Annotated in this window: 15 protein-coding genes; all 15 read right to left on the bottom strand. The window is 46.7% G+C overall.

Going from position 1 to position 15,109, the window contains the following annotated elements; genetic code table 11:
* Positions 1-64 precede the first annotated feature (64 nt).
* Positions 65-772, bottom strand: a complete 708-nt coding sequence (locus AE2B122_RS07655) for an ABC transporter ATP-binding protein (RefSeq protein WP_175073615.1) — start codon at positions 770-772, stop codon at positions 65-67.
* A complete protein-coding gene (locus AE2B122_RS07650; RefSeq protein WP_095268443.1) occupies positions 769-1,557 on the bottom strand; it encodes an ABC transporter ATP-binding protein in 789 nt (262 codons plus the stop codon). The genes AE2B122_RS07655 and AE2B122_RS07650 overlap by 4 nt, the downstream gene beginning before the upstream one ends.
* Complete coding sequence (locus tag AE2B122_RS07645) at positions 1,538-2,839, bottom strand: branched-chain amino acid ABC transporter permease (protein WP_095268442.1); 1,302 nt, start codon at positions 2,837-2,839, stop codon at positions 1,538-1,540. Before AE2B122_RS07645 ends, AE2B122_RS07650 begins: the two co-directional genes overlap by 20 nt.
* A gap of 7 nt (positions 2,840-2,846) precedes the next feature.
* Positions 2,847-3,806, bottom strand: a complete 960-nt coding sequence (locus tag AE2B122_RS07640; protein WP_095229101.1) for a branched-chain amino acid ABC transporter permease — start codon at positions 3,804-3,806, stop codon at positions 2,847-2,849.
* Between the two features lie 62 nt (positions 3,807-3,868).
* The gene (locus AE2B122_RS07635; protein ID WP_175073756.1) at positions 3,869-5,026 is read right to left on the bottom strand and encodes a branched-chain amino acid ABC transporter substrate-binding protein; all 1,158 of its coding nucleotides are present in this window, start codon (positions 5,024-5,026) and stop codon (positions 3,869-3,871) included.
* 242 nt (positions 5,027-5,268) lie between these two features.
* Positions 5,269-6,237, bottom strand: coding sequence for a sugar phosphate isomerase/epimerase (locus tag AE2B122_RS07630; protein WP_095218575.1), 969 nt, complete (start codon positions 6,235-6,237; stop codon positions 5,269-5,271).
* A 2-nt stretch (positions 6,238-6,239) separates the two neighbouring features.
* On the bottom strand, positions 6,240-7,295 hold the full coding sequence (locus tag AE2B122_RS07625) for a Gfo/Idh/MocA family protein (protein ID WP_175073614.1): 1,056 nt from the start codon (positions 7,293-7,295) through the stop codon (positions 6,240-6,242).
* 24 nt (positions 7,296-7,319) lie between these two features.
* Entirely contained in the window at positions 7,320-8,141 is an 822-nt protein-coding gene (locus AE2B122_RS07620) for a carbohydrate ABC transporter permease (protein WP_095218577.1), read from the bottom strand.
* Between the two features lie 19 nt (positions 8,142-8,160).
* The gene (locus AE2B122_RS07615; protein ID WP_095218578.1) at positions 8,161-9,489 is read right to left on the bottom strand and encodes a carbohydrate ABC transporter permease; all 1,329 of its coding nucleotides are present in this window, start codon (positions 9,487-9,489) and stop codon (positions 8,161-8,163) included.
* Between the two features lie 13 nt (positions 9,490-9,502).
* On the bottom strand, positions 9,503-10,777 hold the full coding sequence (locus AE2B122_RS07610; protein ID WP_254593447.1) for an ABC transporter substrate-binding protein: 1,275 nt from the start codon (positions 10,775-10,777) through the stop codon (positions 9,503-9,505).
* Between the two features lie 218 nt (positions 10,778-10,995).
* On the bottom strand, positions 10,996-11,961 hold the full coding sequence (gene pfkA / locus AE2B122_RS07605) for a 6-phosphofructokinase (protein ID WP_095218580.1): 966 nt from the start codon (positions 11,959-11,961) through the stop codon (positions 10,996-10,998).
* A gap of 91 nt (positions 11,962-12,052) precedes the next feature.
* On the bottom strand, positions 12,053-13,063 hold the full coding sequence (locus AE2B122_RS07600; RefSeq protein WP_175073612.1) for a zinc-binding alcohol dehydrogenase family protein: 1,011 nt from the start codon (positions 13,061-13,063) through the stop codon (positions 12,053-12,055).
* A gap of 68 nt (positions 13,064-13,131) precedes the next feature.
* Entirely contained in the window at positions 13,132-13,860 is a 729-nt protein-coding gene (locus AE2B122_RS07595) for a ThuA domain-containing protein (protein WP_095218582.1), read from the bottom strand.
* Positions 13,861-14,022: 162 nt separating this feature from the next.
* Positions 14,023-14,553, bottom strand: coding sequence for a chromate transporter (locus AE2B122_RS07590; protein WP_095218583.1), 531 nt, complete (start codon positions 14,551-14,553; stop codon positions 14,023-14,025).
* A complete protein-coding gene (locus AE2B122_RS07585) occupies positions 14,550-15,104 on the bottom strand; it encodes a chromate transporter (RefSeq protein ID WP_095268435.1) in 555 nt (184 codons plus the stop codon). The genes AE2B122_RS07590 and AE2B122_RS07585 overlap by 4 nt, the downstream gene beginning before the upstream one ends.
* Positions 15,105-15,109 lie beyond the last annotated feature (5 nt).

The raw sequence follows: 15,109 nt of genomic DNA, 5'->3' as shown, positions 1-15,109 counted from the left end.
AGCGGCGCTCAAGAATAACATTCGGTTTTAAGCAATGGGAATTTAGTTATGTCCCAGCCTCTTTCTATGCCAAATACGCTTCCGTAATCGTAGGATCCGCAAGCAAAGTCTGCCCTTTGCCGCTGCGCCAGATGCTGCCGGTTTGGAGGACGTAGCCGCGGTGGGCGACTTTGAGTGCTTGGAACGCATTTTGTTCAACGAGCAGGATGGTCATGCCGTCGTCGTTGAGTTCTTTGATAATGTGGAAAATCTGTTCGACGATAATTGGGGCTAAGCCCATGGATGGTTCGTCGAGCATAAGCAAGTCAGGGTCCATCATCAGCGCCCGGCCGATGGCTAGCATTTGCTGCTCACCGCCGCTCATCGTACCGCCGAGTTGATGGAGCCGCTCCTTTACACGCGGGAAATAGCTGAATACCTTCTCCATTCTTTGTTCGATCAGCTTTTTATCTTTTACCCCGAATGCGCCAATCTGCAGATTTCCCTTCACCGTCAGCTTCGGAAAAATCCTTCTCCCTTCTGGTACATGTGCAACACCAAGCTTCGTTGTCTGGTGGGCTTTTCGGGAGGTGATATCTTGACCCTTATAAATAACAGAACCTTCCTTTACCGGCACGAGTCCGCTGATTGTTTTTAAAGTAGTAGATTTTCCGGCTCCGTTACTGCCAATCAGTGTAACGATTTCCCCTTCCTCTACAGTAAGATCAATTTGTTTCAAAGCTTGGATAGCGCCATAAAAAGCAGTCACTTGTTTCAGCTCCAGATAGCTCATCCTTCCGCCTCCTGTTCCTCGGCTGCTCCTTTACCCAAATACGCCTCGATTACCTTTTTATCATGTCGAACTTGAGCTGGCAGTCCTTCTGCAATCAATTCTCCATGGTCTAGTACATAAATATAATCCGAGATTTCCATGACGAGCTTCATATCATGCTCAATCAAGATGATCGTCATATCCATTTCTTGTTTGATTTTCTCGATAAGACCCGTCAGATCAGCCGTCTCTTTTGGATTCATTCCGGCAGCAGGTTCATCAAGCAGCAGGACAGATGGCTTCGTCGCAAGTGCTCTGGCAATCTCCAAACGCCGCTGGCTTCCATATGATAGACTGGCAGCTTCATCATTGTAATGCTCCTCCAGACCTACATACTCCAGCAATCGGTATGCTTCCCGTTCGGCAATTCGCTCTTCCTTATCCACTCCTGGCAAATGAAAGATCGTCCCGAAAATACCTGCTTTCAAATGTGTATGCATACCGACCAGCACATTTTCCAAAACCGTAATCGGGCCGAAAAGACGGATATTCTGGAATGTACGGGAGATTCCTTTCTTTGCTACTGCATGCGGTTTTAGACCACCGATTGATTCACCGCGCAGTTTGATAGAACCGGATGTCGGTTTATACACACCGGTAATCATATTGAAGAAAGTCGTCTTGCCCGCACCGTTCGGTCCAATAACAGCCGTTATCTTGTTTGCTTCCGCTTGGAGGCTGATTTCCTTATTGGCAGTTAGTCCTCCGAACGTTTTGGTCAGTTTCTCAACTTCCAGTATGGCCATGTTCATCCTCCTTTGGTGCAGCAACAGATTGCAGGCGTTTCTTCGTGCCTTTTTCAGACAGGAATTTACGTTTATCATATACGACATTTTTTGCCGGTATCAGCCCTTTCGATCGATACAATGCAAACAATATGAGTAATGCACCAAAGAAGAAGCGTTGCATTTTTACCGGTGACATTGCATCCGGCAAGGTGATGATACCTGCAGTGCTTAAGCTGTTGAACCACATTGTCAATTCATTCAGTACTTGGGCATTCAGGATCGTCACGACTGCAGCCCCGAGAATGACACCTGGCACACTGCCCATCCCACCGAGCAGAACCATCACGAGTATATTGATTGATTGCAGCAAAGTGAAACTGGTCGGATCGATGAATGCTTGCTTGGCAGCAAATACGACCCCCATCATACCAGAGAAGGAAGCACCGATTGCGAAAGCCATCAGCTTCGTCTTTACGAGCGGAATTCCCATTGCTTGGGCTGCAATTTCATTTTCACGCACTGCTTTCCACGAACGCCCTAGCTTCGAGTGCTCCAGGCTGCGAACCGCAAAAATGATGAACAGCAAAATGAACAGAACGACAAAATAAATTTGATTGGAATACAGCAGCTCAATGCCAAAGATTTTAGGTGGTGCAATCGAAGATAGTCCTAGTGCACCATTTGTAATATTAACTGGCTGGTCCATGTTATTGAAAACGATCCGGATGATTTCCCCGAAACCAAGTGTAACAATGGCCAGATAATCACCTTTCACCCGCAGTACCGGGATTCCAAGCAGCACACCGAACAATGCGGCGACGAAACAGCCGAGGATGATGAAGATCCAGAAACTGTTTCCCGATAATGGGTACGTACCGAACGGCATGAAGTTGTTAGCCTGCGCTGTGGCGAAAATACCGTATGTATAGGCACCGACGGCAAAGAAGGCCACAAACCCGAGATCCAATAGACCAGCCATTCCGACGACAATATTCAAACCAAGTGCCATGCTGACGTAAATGCCTACAAGCGTTGCTACATCCATGTATTCCTGATAAGCAGGTCCCTGCATCGCAGAAAAAGGCAGGATGAAAAACATGATGGCAAGACCGATTGCCCACTTTGACCAATTAGGGAGCTTTGTATAATACAGCAGCAAAAACGATAACAGCAATAGCAGAAATGCCGCAACCGAACGCTGTGCTAAAATCAAGCTAAGAGAAGTGAGCGCGATATAACCGACTAAAAGTCCGAGCTGGATCCATTTGTTTCCACGGATTTGTTCCAGGATCTTTTTCATATGTCACCTACACTTTCTCGATTGCGGCTCTGCCGAACAAGCCTTCAGGCCGGAATATCAATACAAGGATAAGGATGGCGAAAGCAAATACATCTTTGTATTCGGAGCTAAGAAGACCCGCAGTTATCGCAGATAGATTTGCCGCTGCGAACATTTCCAATAAGCCAAGCAGCATACCGCCAGCCATGGCACCGCGGATATTCCCGATACCGCCCAATACAGCTGCAGTGAATGCCTTCAATCCAAGGATAAAGCCGATATACGGATCGATTGTGCCATAGTGGATGGCGAACAATACTCCGGTAGCACCGCCTAAAGCTGAGCCAACAAAGAATGTCACACTGATAACTTTGTTTACATTCACACTCATCAGGGAAGCGGTATCCTGATCCTGCGCAACAGCACGCATGGCCAGTCCCCACTTTGTCCGGTTCACGAAAAACTCCAATGCGATCATCATTAGGATTGCAACGATAATGACAACTAGGAAGGAGTAGCGAATGTTCAAGCCGCTTATCGACAAACTACCCGGGAACAGCGATGGTGTATTGACGATATAGTTATTCTGCTGTGTCTCCGTAATAAAGCGGACAATGTCCTGCAGCAGGAAGGAAACGCCGATTGCCGTAATCAACGTAATCAGCTTGGATGCTTTTCGGAGCGGGCGATATGCGAGTCGCTCGATTCCCATGCCGAGCATACCAGTGAGCCCTCCTGTTATCACTAGGACAAGAAGCAAAATGAATATAGCTGGCATGACAGCAACCCAGCCAAGACCAGTCAAACCGATCAGGACGGCTGTTCCAATAAAAGCTCCTGCCATGAAAATCTCTCCATGAGCAAAGTTAATCAGCTCCAAAATACCGTAAACCATCGTATAACCGAGAGCGATGATTGCATAGATTGCGCCAAGCGTCAGGCCATCAATCAGCACCTGCGGCAGTGTATCCCAAACCTGCGTCATCATTCTAACTCCTTTCTTTCTGTAATGGAAAAGGATATGGTACCGTGACCATATCCTTTCACCTCTTACTGTGAAATTTCGCCTTGGATTTTGGCTGGATAGCTTGCTTCATCGAATTTGTAAATGAATATTTTAGCGAATTCGTTGTCGCCTTTATCGTCAAAGCTGACCTGGGTCATTTCCCCTTCATAATCATCGATGGCACGTACAGCAGCTGCCACTTTATCTTTAGCAGGAAGCTCGCCTCCATTTTCCTCCGCTGCATTCAGTATGCCTTCCATCAGTACCTTGGCTGAATCATAGCCATAAATGGAGAAGGATTCTGGTTTGGCTCCATATTCTTCTTCATAATTCTTGGCAAATTCAGTCGCACTTGAATCGCCGGCTACTGAAGTCAGGTAAACGTTACTAATTGTGTCACCAGCAATTTCTACAAGTGTGGAGGAATCAAGTCCATCTCCGCCCATGAAGGCAGCATCAATACCATTATCACGAGCCTGCTTGATCAGCAAACCGCCCTCTGAGTACAGACCGCCAAAATAGACAAGATCCGGATCTGCTGATGATACTTGATTCAGCACGCCGTTGAAATCTTTCTCTCCGACTGTGATTCCGGCTTCACCGACGATTTCAGCTCCCTCTTCTGCTGCAGCCTCAGCAAAGGCGGTTGCCAAGCCTTGCCCATAAGCTGTCTTATCATTGATAACGAAGATTTTCTTAGCACCAATTTCCTGAACAGCATATTCAGCACCTGCTGGACCTTGGAAATCATCACGTGCTACAATCCGGTTGACCGATTTCAACCCACGGTCGGTTACATCCGTCGCTGTTGAGGCCGGGGAAACAGAAGGAATATTATAACGTTCATACACTTCACTCGAAGGTATGAAAACACCAGAGTTCAAATGGGCAACAACGCCGTAAACGTCTTGATCGGAACCGATAATCTGTGCGTTGGAAACACCTTTCTGCGGATCACCTTGGTCATCGTATTCTACTAGCTCCAGACTGAATCCAGCTTCCTCGAATGCAGCTTTTTCCTCTTCCACTGCCATAACAGCACCATTCTTAATTGCTTCCCCTAATGTCGCACTGCCGCCGGACATTGGTGCTTGGAGTGCAATTTTTACCGTTTCGCTGCCTTCTCCACCTGATGCAGAGTCTGTATTACCGCATGCTGCCAAAAAACCAAGTGCCAATGTACTCGTCATCGCTAAAGCCATTACTTGCTTCCTCACCTGTTTTCCCCCTTTGCTTCTTTCAGCGTTTGTAAGATTATGTACGTGCCGCCTCGAAGTTAGGTCTAATAATATACAGGCAAATGTGGCAAGTCAAGATAGTTTTTAGAAAATTAATAATATTATGTATATTTGTTAGAAACCCTGACACACCGCGGTTTTTGGCAGATGTTAGCGTATCTAACAAACAAAAAAACACCTGCCATTTAGGCAGATGCTCTTAAATCTTACGACCACCACATTGTAGTCGCAGGTTCATTTATCACGACATTTTTCAGATTATCAACTGCACGTTGGAATCCTTCTTCAATCGACATCAACGAATCTTCATGCTCAATACTGATTACATAATCGTAGTCATAGGTGCGCAGCGCACTGATCATCTTGTTCCACTCTTCCTGACCATGTCCGAGTCCGACTGTACGGAAATTCCATGCTCGCTGCTTGATATTGCTGTACGGCTGCATATCAGTCAGCCCATACATGTTCACATTATCAGGATCGATGTACGTATCTTTGGCATGGAAATGATGGATTGCGCCAGCTTTTCCGAGTATTTTAATGGCTGCGGTTGGGTCGATTCCCTGCCACCACATATGACTTGGATCAAAGTTGGCTCCGATAGCATCACTCGTCAGCTCACGCAGCTTGAGCATCGTATAAGGCGTGTGGACAAGGAAGCCTCCGTGCAATTCCAGCGCAATCTTTACCTGATGCTCCTCTGCAAACGTACCTAGCTCCTTCCAGTATGGAACTAGTTTCTCTTCCCATTGCCAGTTCAAGACATCTGCATACTCAGTCGGCCAAGCGGTAACCGGCCAGTTCGGCTTTGTTGCGCTCTCTTCGGAACCTGCCACACCAGAAAAGCAGTTCACAACCGGAACTCCCATTTTAGCAGCCAGCTTAATCGTCTTGCGCAATAGCCAATCCGATTCTTCCGCAAATGCCTTGTCAGGTGAAATTGGGTTGCCATGACAGCTAAAAGCACCAATTGTAACACCGTACTTCTCAAATGTTGCTTGGTATTGCTTCAACGCATCTTCACTTTCCAATAATTCATCAATCTTACAATGCGCATTGCCTGGATAGCCACCGGTACCTATTTCAACAGTATCCAACCCTGCTTGTTTTACACGTGCAAGCATATCCTCAAGTGAAAGCTCCTGGAACAGAACTGTAAAAACGCCTAATTTCATGCTTATTCCCCTTTCTCGACTGCTTCTGGTGCAAGTGAAATTATTTTTTTCGTACCGTTGGAGTCAAGCGCTGCCAAGATGACAGCCAATGCAGACCGGCCTTTTTCTGCTGTGATTGGACAGTTAGAATTGTTATCCAGCACACAGCTGGCAAACGCGTCCACAACGCCGGAATTCGATTGTGTATGCGAATCATTTGTCTGAATTGCTCCAAGCGAATGATTGCTGCGGTCTCCGTTATGATACTCGACAACCAAGCTATATTCAGGGCTTTCCTCGAGACGGATGACCCCTTTCTCACCGTAAATGATTGTGGAGTTATCTTCTTCTGCTACATACGACCAGCTAGCAGTAAGTGTACCGATGATTCCTGACTTCGTACGCAGTACAGCGACTGCATTATCATCCACATCTGCGTAAGGCTTTGCCAGCGTATCGACAAAAGCCGCCACCTCCTGAATCGGTTCGTCGAGCAGGAACTCAATCAAGTGGGATTTATGCACGCCCAGATCACCAAGTGCTCCGATATAAGCTTTGTCTTTATCAAAGAACCAGCTGTTTTTCCCATCGATGCTCCATTGCTCCGGACCTCCGTGACCGAATGTCGTACGGAAGGTGAATATTTTGCCCAGCTCTCCGTTTTGAATCATCTTCCGTGCCTTTTGATGAGATGGTACAAAACACTGGTTATGAGCGATCAGCAATAGCTTGCCGCTCGCCTTTTGTGCTGCGATCATTTCGTCTGCTTCTTCCAGTGTCGTTGCCATCGGCTTTTCACAAAGCACATGCTTTCCTGCCTGCAGGGCAGCAATCGATACTGGTGCGTGCAAATGGTTGGCCGCAGAGACGATGACCGCATCGATACGCGGATCCTCGATTAGCTCTTCATATTCGGTATATGCTGTTGCGTTAAATTCTTTGGCGATTTCCTCTGAGCGGCTCGGCACCACATCACAAACAGCAGTGATTTCGGTGTTCGGGTTTTGTTCCAGCTCCGGCAAGTGGCGATTACGTGCAATACTTCCTAGTCCGACTACTCCTACGCGTAAGGTTTTCATTATCCAGCAGTACCTCCAAGTTTATTATTCTTTGACAGATCCACTTGTCAGACCAGCGACGATACGGCGCTGGAACAAGAGTACGAGAACAACGATCGGGATCGTCACGATAACAGTTGCGGCAGTGATATCTCCCCACGGAACGCTGTATTGGCTTTGATAGAATGAGATACCGACTGGTATCGTGCGCCAGCGATCATCCGTGTTGATCGTCAAGGCAAATAGATATTCATTCCAGGCAGCGATAAAGACAAGAATGGCTGTCGTAAACACGCCTGGTGCTGCTAGCGGGAAGATGATTTTGCGGAATGTCTGGAACGGAGTCGCTCCATCCAGCTTCGCTGATTCTTCCAATGCCAGCGGAATCTTGATGAAAAATGTCGATAGAATCCAGATTGCCAGAGGCAAACTGATCGTAATGTACGGGATTACAAGACCAAGATAGCTGTTGCGCAAACCTGCATCGGTGACAAAGTTGAAGATTGGTGATAGGACTGCAATTTGCGGAAACATGGATGCAGCAAGTACCAATCCTAGAATCAAACCTTTGAAACGGATTGGCAGCCGCGTGACCGCATAGGCTGTGAATGATGCGACAATGATGGAGATAATCGTGGTGAGAGTTGCTACAACAAAGCTATTCATCATGTACATAAGCAACGGCCTTGTTTCCAATGCCGATGCATAGTTATCCAATGTCATATTGCTCGAGAACCATTGGAAGGAGGAAAAAATTTCTCCCTGCGGTTTGATTGAGGTCAGGAACACCCAGATAAACGGGAACATGACCAAGAATACAAAGATAATCAAGAAAATATAGAATCCGACTCCAGCACGTTTTACCATACGATTCTCCTCCTCCGTCCTATTGTTTTAGCCTTCCGCTGAACAAATCCGAGCCGATTAGTTTGATGAAAATCGTACTGAGCAATGCGACACTCAGGAATACGATTACGCTCAAAGCAGAACCTGCACCGAAATTCTGTTGTTCAAACAGCAGTTTGTAAGCATAGACGCTGATTGATTCCGTCGAGTTGGCTGGACCTCCGCCAGTAAGAACGTAGATGAGGTCGAACACACGGAATGCGTCCAATGCACGGAATAAGACTGCAACTAGGATCGCCGAACGAATCATCGGCAGAGTGATAGAGATAAATTGCTGGAATTTGTTTGCTCCATCCACTTCCGCTGCTTCATACAGTGAGCGTGGAATGGTCTGCAAGCCAGCTAAAAGTAAAAGTGCCATATACGGTGTCGTTTTCCAAATATCAGCAAACATGATAGAGAACATACCGCCTGCTCCAGTCGAAAGCAGTGCACCTGGATCATCGATGAGACCAAACTGAGCCATATAATGGGCCATAATACCGGACTGACCATCAAACAGGAATGTCCACATCATTGCTGCTACCGCTGTCGGTATCGCCCATGGAACGAGTACAGCAGCTCGGACAAGCCCACGTCCAATGAAGACGCGATTGATCAGTAAAGCAACGGCCAACCCAACGGCAAGTTCAACACCTACAGTAACGACGGTGAACAATAACGTATTCAGCATCGCTGTCCACGTCCGTCCATCACCAAGGTAGGTAGAATAATTCTTTAGCCCGACAAAGTTCGGCTCCAGGATTGAACCTTGTGTATTCGACAGCTGAGATTCTAGATCCGTCAGCGGTTGGACAGCTTCTTCAGGAGCACCTTCTCGTAAACCCTGAACAGCGGCCGTTTGCTCTTCTAAAGTGTTGGCAAATCCATCTGCCCATTCCTCTGGAACCTCTACCAGCCGGAGTTCCTCATCGTTCACTGGCTGGAAATTATCCAGCATAGTGTTGACTTCTTCATACCGGTCCGCAAGTCCTTCATCGGTATTCAATAATGTTTCATGCTGTTCATCCAATGCTGTTGTGATGTCATCTAATGTCCCGCCAGCATCAGGCATCGCATCTCTGACATCTTCCATTGTGTCGTATACCAGATATCGGTTATCAGCATATGTTTCGAGATTAATACTTAAAGATGAAATCCGCTCTGCTTTTGCCGGGTCATTTAAACGGTAATCAAACAAGCTGTTCCAGGCTGACAACATAATTGGCCAAATGATGATGACGGCAATAAGAATGATAGACGGTGCGACCATCGCGTAACCAAGCTGCCGTTCACTCAGCTGAAACCGTCTTTTTTTCGGTTGCTTCATACACTCAGCTCCTTTAATTGGTTACGGATTCCAACGCTGCTTGCATTTTTGTCTCCATACGTTCTACCGCTTCTTCAGCAGTTATATCTCCTGCCAACGCACGAGAGAGCTCGATTTGCATGATATCAGAGATCTCCGGATAAATTGGCGTGATCGGGCGCGGTATCGCATTTTGAAGAGAATCATAGAAATCCTCGCTTGCAAGCACGGTACTGACATCCGTAATCTCTTTATCGTCATATAAAGCTTCCAAAGTCGGAGCCTTACCGCCTTCAAGAGCACTGATCTTCTGCCCCTCTTCTCCGCTCATCCATTTCACGAAAGTCCAGGATGCTTCCACTTCATCGGAGTAGCGGTTGATCATCCTCATCCAGCCTCCTAGTGATGATGCTGCTCCTTCACTACCGGCCGGAAGTGTGGCAATACCAACATTACCTGCTACTTTGGATATCTCCGGATCATTCGCTGTATCATTCAAATATGGCCAGTTTCTTGCATATACGGCATTTCCCTCATTAAAGGAGGACTCTGTGTCGATTTCCTGGAAGTTAAGTATGTTGTTTGGTACAAAATCGCTATTCGTTATATCAATCATCTTCTGCAAGCCTTCTATTGCTTCCGGGCTGTTAATGACAACATTCCCATTAGCGTCCAATACCTGCCCGCCGTAGGAGTAAATATACTCAATCGCATTGGTCACGATGCCCTCATATTGGGCTGCCTGCATGAGATAACCGAATTTGGAGCCTTCCTTACCCATGTTTTCTTGCGCCAATTGTTCCAGCTCATCCCATGTTTCGGGCACCTGATCAGTTATATCCGTCCGATAATAAAGCAATCCTGCGTCGGCATATCCAGGCATAGCATACTGTCTGCCGTTATAACGGCCAGCCTCTACCGTAGCCGGGAAGTAAGCGTCCATATCCACTTGATCCCGCTCAATCAATCGGTCGAGCGGCAACACATAGTTTGCCTGACCAAACTCTGCTGACCAAACAATGTCTGCATCGAATACATCTACTTCCTCACTTCTGCCGCTGAACATCGTCACATATTGATTATGTGATTCCCCAGTATCAGACGGCATTTCCCGGACTTCCACATCAATTTCTGGATGCTCCTTCTCGAATGCTTCGACTAGTACATCCGTGGCACCAGTCGTATCTGTCCCCCTCGCGTATGTAATCTGAACTCTGTCATCACTCGCACCATCTCCGCTCGTCACGGCCGAGCAGCCTGCCAGCCCAATACCGGCAAATAAGGCAACCATCAGAAAGCTTCGCTTCATCACAGCTCCTCCTCGCATTTTGGTAAACGCTTTCTTTAGTGCGGTTATCTCATTCCCTCCTTTTTGTTATATTAAGCCTATCCCCCTAAATTTTGTCTTTACTGCAGAAGTTATAAAAAGTTTATCATAATATTGCAAACGCTTTCAATATTATTGTATATACAAGTTTCGCCAAAGAAAAAAACACGCCTGTCTCAGGCGTGCACTGTTCCGCTTATTCATATAGTATGCAATAGCATATCAAGCAAGTCATAATTCGGTTGTTTATCAGTCTTTTCATCGAGCATCGTACGTAAATCTTTCTCAATTAGCTGATTGGCTTTAATTCCGATTGCATAACCGGACTGTCCCTCCATCAGCATGTTCACAGCTTTGACGCCCATCTTGTTGGCAAGAATCCGGTCAAATGCAGAAGGCTCGCCACCGCGCTGGATGAATCCTAGGACTGTAGTCCGTACTTCGATATTCATTTCTTCTTCGATGAACCGCTGCAGCTCATCCAAATCATACATCCGTTCTGTGACAACGATGATATTATCATTCCGGCCTTTGGAAATTTTGTCTTGAAGTTTTTCACAAATCTGCTCGAAACTCAGTTTAAGCTCCGGCGTAGAAATGATATCCCCTTCTCCTGCAACAGCAGTGAACAAGGCTAGATCACCACAATGTCTGCCCATCACTTCCACGATGGTTGTTTTGTTATGTGATAAGCCAGTATCCTTGATTCGTCCGATGGAGCTGAGCACTGTATTCAATGTCGTATCAAAGCCGATAGAATAGTCGGTGTAATCCAGATCATTATCAATCGTTCCTGGAATGCCGATGACTCGGATACCCAATTCATGCAGCTTTTGTGCACCTTGAAGTGAACCTTCCCCACCGATAACGATAACATCAGCAATACCATAGTTGCGAAGCACTTCGACTGCCTGCTTTCTGCCGGAATCATCCATGAAGGCAAGCGAGCGTGACGTTTTCAAGATTGTTCCGCCTTTGTTAGCGATCGTCTCTACATCAGGTGTACGAATAATCGATAATTTGTCCTCAATTAGCCCCTGGTAACCGCCTTCCACACCATAAACTTCAATATCATGATAGTTTGCCGCCTTGACAATAGCCCGTATGGCCGCATTCATGCCTGGTGAATCTCCACCACTTGTGATAACAGCTACTTTATGTAACATCGGTTCACCTCTCCACCATATATGTCTTATTTTCATTATACAACAGAATTGGCAGGAAACAGAACAAAGACAGGCATAACGCCTGCCCAAGTCATACAGAAATGACGAGTTTCCCGATCATGCTGCCATCTTCCAATTGCTTATGCGCTTTTTGCACATTCTTGACGGTAAGACCCTCGAGCTCCTCCGCTTTCGTCGTACGTATGCGTTCGTCCTCGACCAGCTCTGCTACTTTGGACAGAATCTCGCCTTGCTTATATCTGCTAGGTGTCTGATGAAGCGTACGTGTAAACATATACTCCCAGACAAGTGTCAGGCTCTTGGACGTCAGATCAGTCAGTTTGATATCTTCAACTGGGCCAGTGATGGCACAAATGATACCTTCTGGTTTCACGACTTCGATAATATCATCCCATGCCTTGTCCAGCTGATGCATACAGAAAACATAATCGACATTGTCTATACCCAGTTTTTCTAACTGTGGATGAAACGGTTCATGATGGTTGATTACTCGCTCGGTACCATGCTGCTTAGCCCATGTAATTGTCTCTTCCCGTGAAGCAGTTCCGACTACATTCAGACCATACAATTGTGCAAACTGAGAAGCAATCGAACCAACACCTCCAGCTGCGTTAACCAGCAAAATTGTCTTGTCTTTATTCGCTTCCGCGTCTAGCGGTATATGCATCTTCTCAAACATAGCTTCCCATGCAGTCAATGCTGTCAATGGCAACGCTGCTGCTTCAGCAAAACTGAGATTTTCCGGTTTTTTGGCGATAACTTTATAGTCGACAAGCTGGAATTCACTATTGGATCCCTGACGGGTAACGGATCCAGCATAATAGACTTCGTCTCCAGGCTGGAACCCTTCTACATTCTCTCCAACTTCTTCGATGATTCCTGCCGCATCGAATCCAAGGATACGGAAATTACCATCGTCCTCTTTCTGCTTGCGCTGTTTTGTATCAACTGGATTGACGCTGACAGCTTTTACTTTGACAAGCACATCCTCGCCTGATGCAGTCGGCTTATCCAGCTGCTCTTCTGTAAAGCTGTCTGCCTGATCCACGGATGTATGTTTGTATATCCCAATTGCACGCATCTATTTCTCCTCCTCTATTTTTTGTATCTGTTTATGTAAAAGCCGTCGACCTAAAGACGGCTTTATACTTATTTCTTCGCAAGGCGCAGTATCGGCTCCAAGGCTTCTGACTTTCCGTAGTGCGGGACGACTGCTGATGGTGCTGCTGCCCACTCACAAGCATTTCGGATAACAGTCTGCACATTCTTATCATAGTAAGTCGGGTACGTTTCATGACCGGGTCGGAAATAGAAGATTTTCCCTTTTCCTCGATTGTACGTGCAGCCGCTGCGGAAAACTTCGCCGCCTTCAAACCAGCTGATGAACAGCGTATGGTCTGGTTCTGGTATATCGAAATGCTCACCGTACATTTCTTCTTCCGGAAGCTCGAAATACTCACCTAGTCCTCTCGTGATCGGATGACTTGGCTGAACCACCCAAAGTCGTTCCTTCTCGCCATCCTGTCTCCATTTCAGGTCACATGTTGTGCCCATCAAGTTACGGAATATTTTGGAGAAATGGCCGGAATGAAGGACAATCAGTCCCATACCTGCCAGAACACGCTGCTTCACTCGCTCAATTGCATAGTCATTCACTTCATCATGCGCCTTATGTGCCCACCAGATCAGGACATCCGTTTGTTCCAGCGTCTCTTGGTCCAATCCTTGCTCCGAATCATCAAGTGTCCTTGTTTGTACGGTAAATCCAGTGTCCTCCAGGAATTCGGCAATTGCTCCATGAATGCCTCGGGGATAGATGCTTCTCACCTGGTCGTTTTCCTTCTCATGTCGGTATTCGTTCCAAATGGTAACGCGCATAAGATGCTCCTTCTTCATTTTTTATCCTATTCCCCATGTTAAGTAGCTACCCGGTTCCCTATTAGATTATGCAGTGAATTTTATTTTACTAATTACATTAGCCCTTTTCTTTTCATCTCCTGCCCAGAGAAAAAGATCCTGCAAAAAACTGCAGGATCTTTCTCATCCGAGGAGCACAGCACCATAAACCAAAGCCCCAAGGATAACGAAGGCAGGATGCACCTTCCACCTCTCCATGAGCAAATAGCTTAGTACAACCAAGATGATTGTATGTATCCAGCCTGCACTTTCATAAGAAGTGTGGAAAAAGCTTATTGCCATACCCCCCAGCAGCACAGCGATAGTCGGCCGAATATAAGCTGTCATTCTTTTCACCCGAGGAGAATCCTTGAATTTCGCTAAAATACTCAATAATCCAATCATCAGGATGAGTGAAGGCGCTACTGTAGCGAACAAACCTATTGCTGCCCCCAGTACACCGGCTTGCTGAAAGCCGATCACCCCTGCCAGCTTCGTCGCAATCGGACCAGGAAGTGCATTTGCCAGTGCCAGCATCTGGCTGTAATCAGCTGTTGTCATCCAGCCATATCTGTCCACAACTTCATTTTCGATAAGCGGAATAGTTGCTGGACCGCCGCCATATCCGACAATTCCAGGAATGAAGAAGGCGAGGAATATCTGCCAGTAAATCATGCTCCCTCTTCCTCCTTTCGTTTCTCCGGTTTTACAAGTGCAAACAGAAGAAGCGCCAGGATAAGGAAAGCAGGGTGGATATGAAGCAGTTCAATCAGCACAACAGATGCGGCTAACAAAGCAACAATTTGCCAGCTACTCAACCCATTACGGGACTTTTTAAGAAAATCCAGTGTCATCACTGCCAGCATTACCCCAACAACGGGTATGACAGCTGTTGTCATGCCGCTGAGCCAAGGCTGATCGCTCAAAGCTTCGACAAAATAAAATAAAATGATGAGTAAAATGACTGTCGGGATGACGGTAGCTATCAATGCGCTGATCATACCGATCCAGCCGCCGACCCGATAGCCGATATAGCCTGCTAATTTGGTTGCAATTGGGCCAGGCAAGCTGTTGCCAAGTGCCAGCGTATTACCGAACTCTTCGTCATCCATCCACTTATACTGTTTGACGACTTCCTTTTCCACAAGCGGGATTGATGCAGGTCCTCCGCCGTATCCGAGGATGCCGACCCGGAAAAATGCCATAAACAATTGCCAGTAGATCATGTTGT

The organism is Terribacillus sp. AE2B 122 (assembly GCF_902497585.1).
GTDB lineage: Bacteria > Bacillota > Bacilli > Bacillales > Amphibacillaceae > Terribacillus > Terribacillus saccharophilus_A.
The sequence above is the reverse complement of the archived record's forward strand: the minus strand, read 5'-3'. Positions and strand labels throughout refer to the sequence as shown.

Bases quoted from the DNA above. Each gene is read 5' to 3' on its own strand.
- AE2B122_RS07645 (WP_095268442.1), bottom strand. From the start codon at position 2,839: ATGAAAAAGATCCTGGAACAAATCCGTGGAAACAAATGGATCCAGCTC.
- AE2B122_RS07600 (WP_175073612.1), bottom strand. From the start codon at position 13,063: ATGCGTGCAATTGGGATATACAAACATACATCCGTGGATCAGGCAGAC.
- AE2B122_RS07595 (WP_095218582.1), bottom strand. From the start codon at position 13,860: ATGCGCGTTACCATTTGGAACGAATACCGACATGAGAAGGAAAACGAC.
- AE2B122_RS07615 (WP_095218578.1), bottom strand. From the start codon at position 9,489: ATGAAGCAACCGAAAAAAAGACGGTTTCAGCTGAGTGAACGGCAGCTT.
- pfkA (WP_095218580.1), bottom strand. From the start codon at position 11,961: ATGTTACATAAAGTAGCTGTTATCACAAGTGGTGGAGATTCACCAGGC.
- AE2B122_RS07620 (WP_095218577.1), bottom strand. From the start codon at position 8,141: ATGGTAAAACGTGCTGGAGTCGGATTCTATATTTTCTTGATTATCTTT.
- AE2B122_RS07655 (WP_175073615.1), bottom strand. From the start codon at position 772: ATGAGCTATCTGGAGCTGAAACAAGTGACTGCTTTTTATGGCGCTATC.
- AE2B122_RS07625 (WP_175073614.1), bottom strand. From the start codon at position 7,295: ATGAAAACCTTACGCGTAGGAGTAGTCGGACTAGGAAGTATTGCACGT.
- AE2B122_RS07630 (WP_095218575.1), bottom strand. From the start codon at position 6,237: ATGAAATTAGGCGTTTTTACAGTTCTGTTCCAGGAGCTTTCACTTGAG.
- AE2B122_RS07590 (WP_095218583.1), bottom strand. From the start codon at position 14,553: ATGATTTACTGGCAGATATTCCTCGCCTTCTTCATTCCTGGAATTGTC.
- AE2B122_RS07585 (WP_095268435.1), bottom strand. From the start codon at position 15,104: ATGATCTACTGGCAATTGTTTATGGCATTTTTCCGGGTCGGCATCCTC.
- AE2B122_RS07650 (WP_095268443.1), bottom strand. From the start codon at position 1,557: ATGGCCATACTGGAAGTTGAGAAACTGACCAAAACGTTCGGAGGACTA.
- AE2B122_RS07640 (WP_095229101.1), bottom strand. From the start codon at position 3,806: ATGATGACGCAGGTTTGGGATACACTGCCGCAGGTGCTGATTGATGGC.
- AE2B122_RS07610 (WP_254593447.1), bottom strand. From the start codon at position 10,777: ATGAAGCGAAGCTTTCTGATGGTTGCCTTATTTGCCGGTATTGGGCTG.
- AE2B122_RS07635 (WP_175073756.1), bottom strand. From the start codon at position 5,026: ATGGCTTTAGCGATGACGAGTACATTGGCACTTGGTTTTTTGGCAGCA.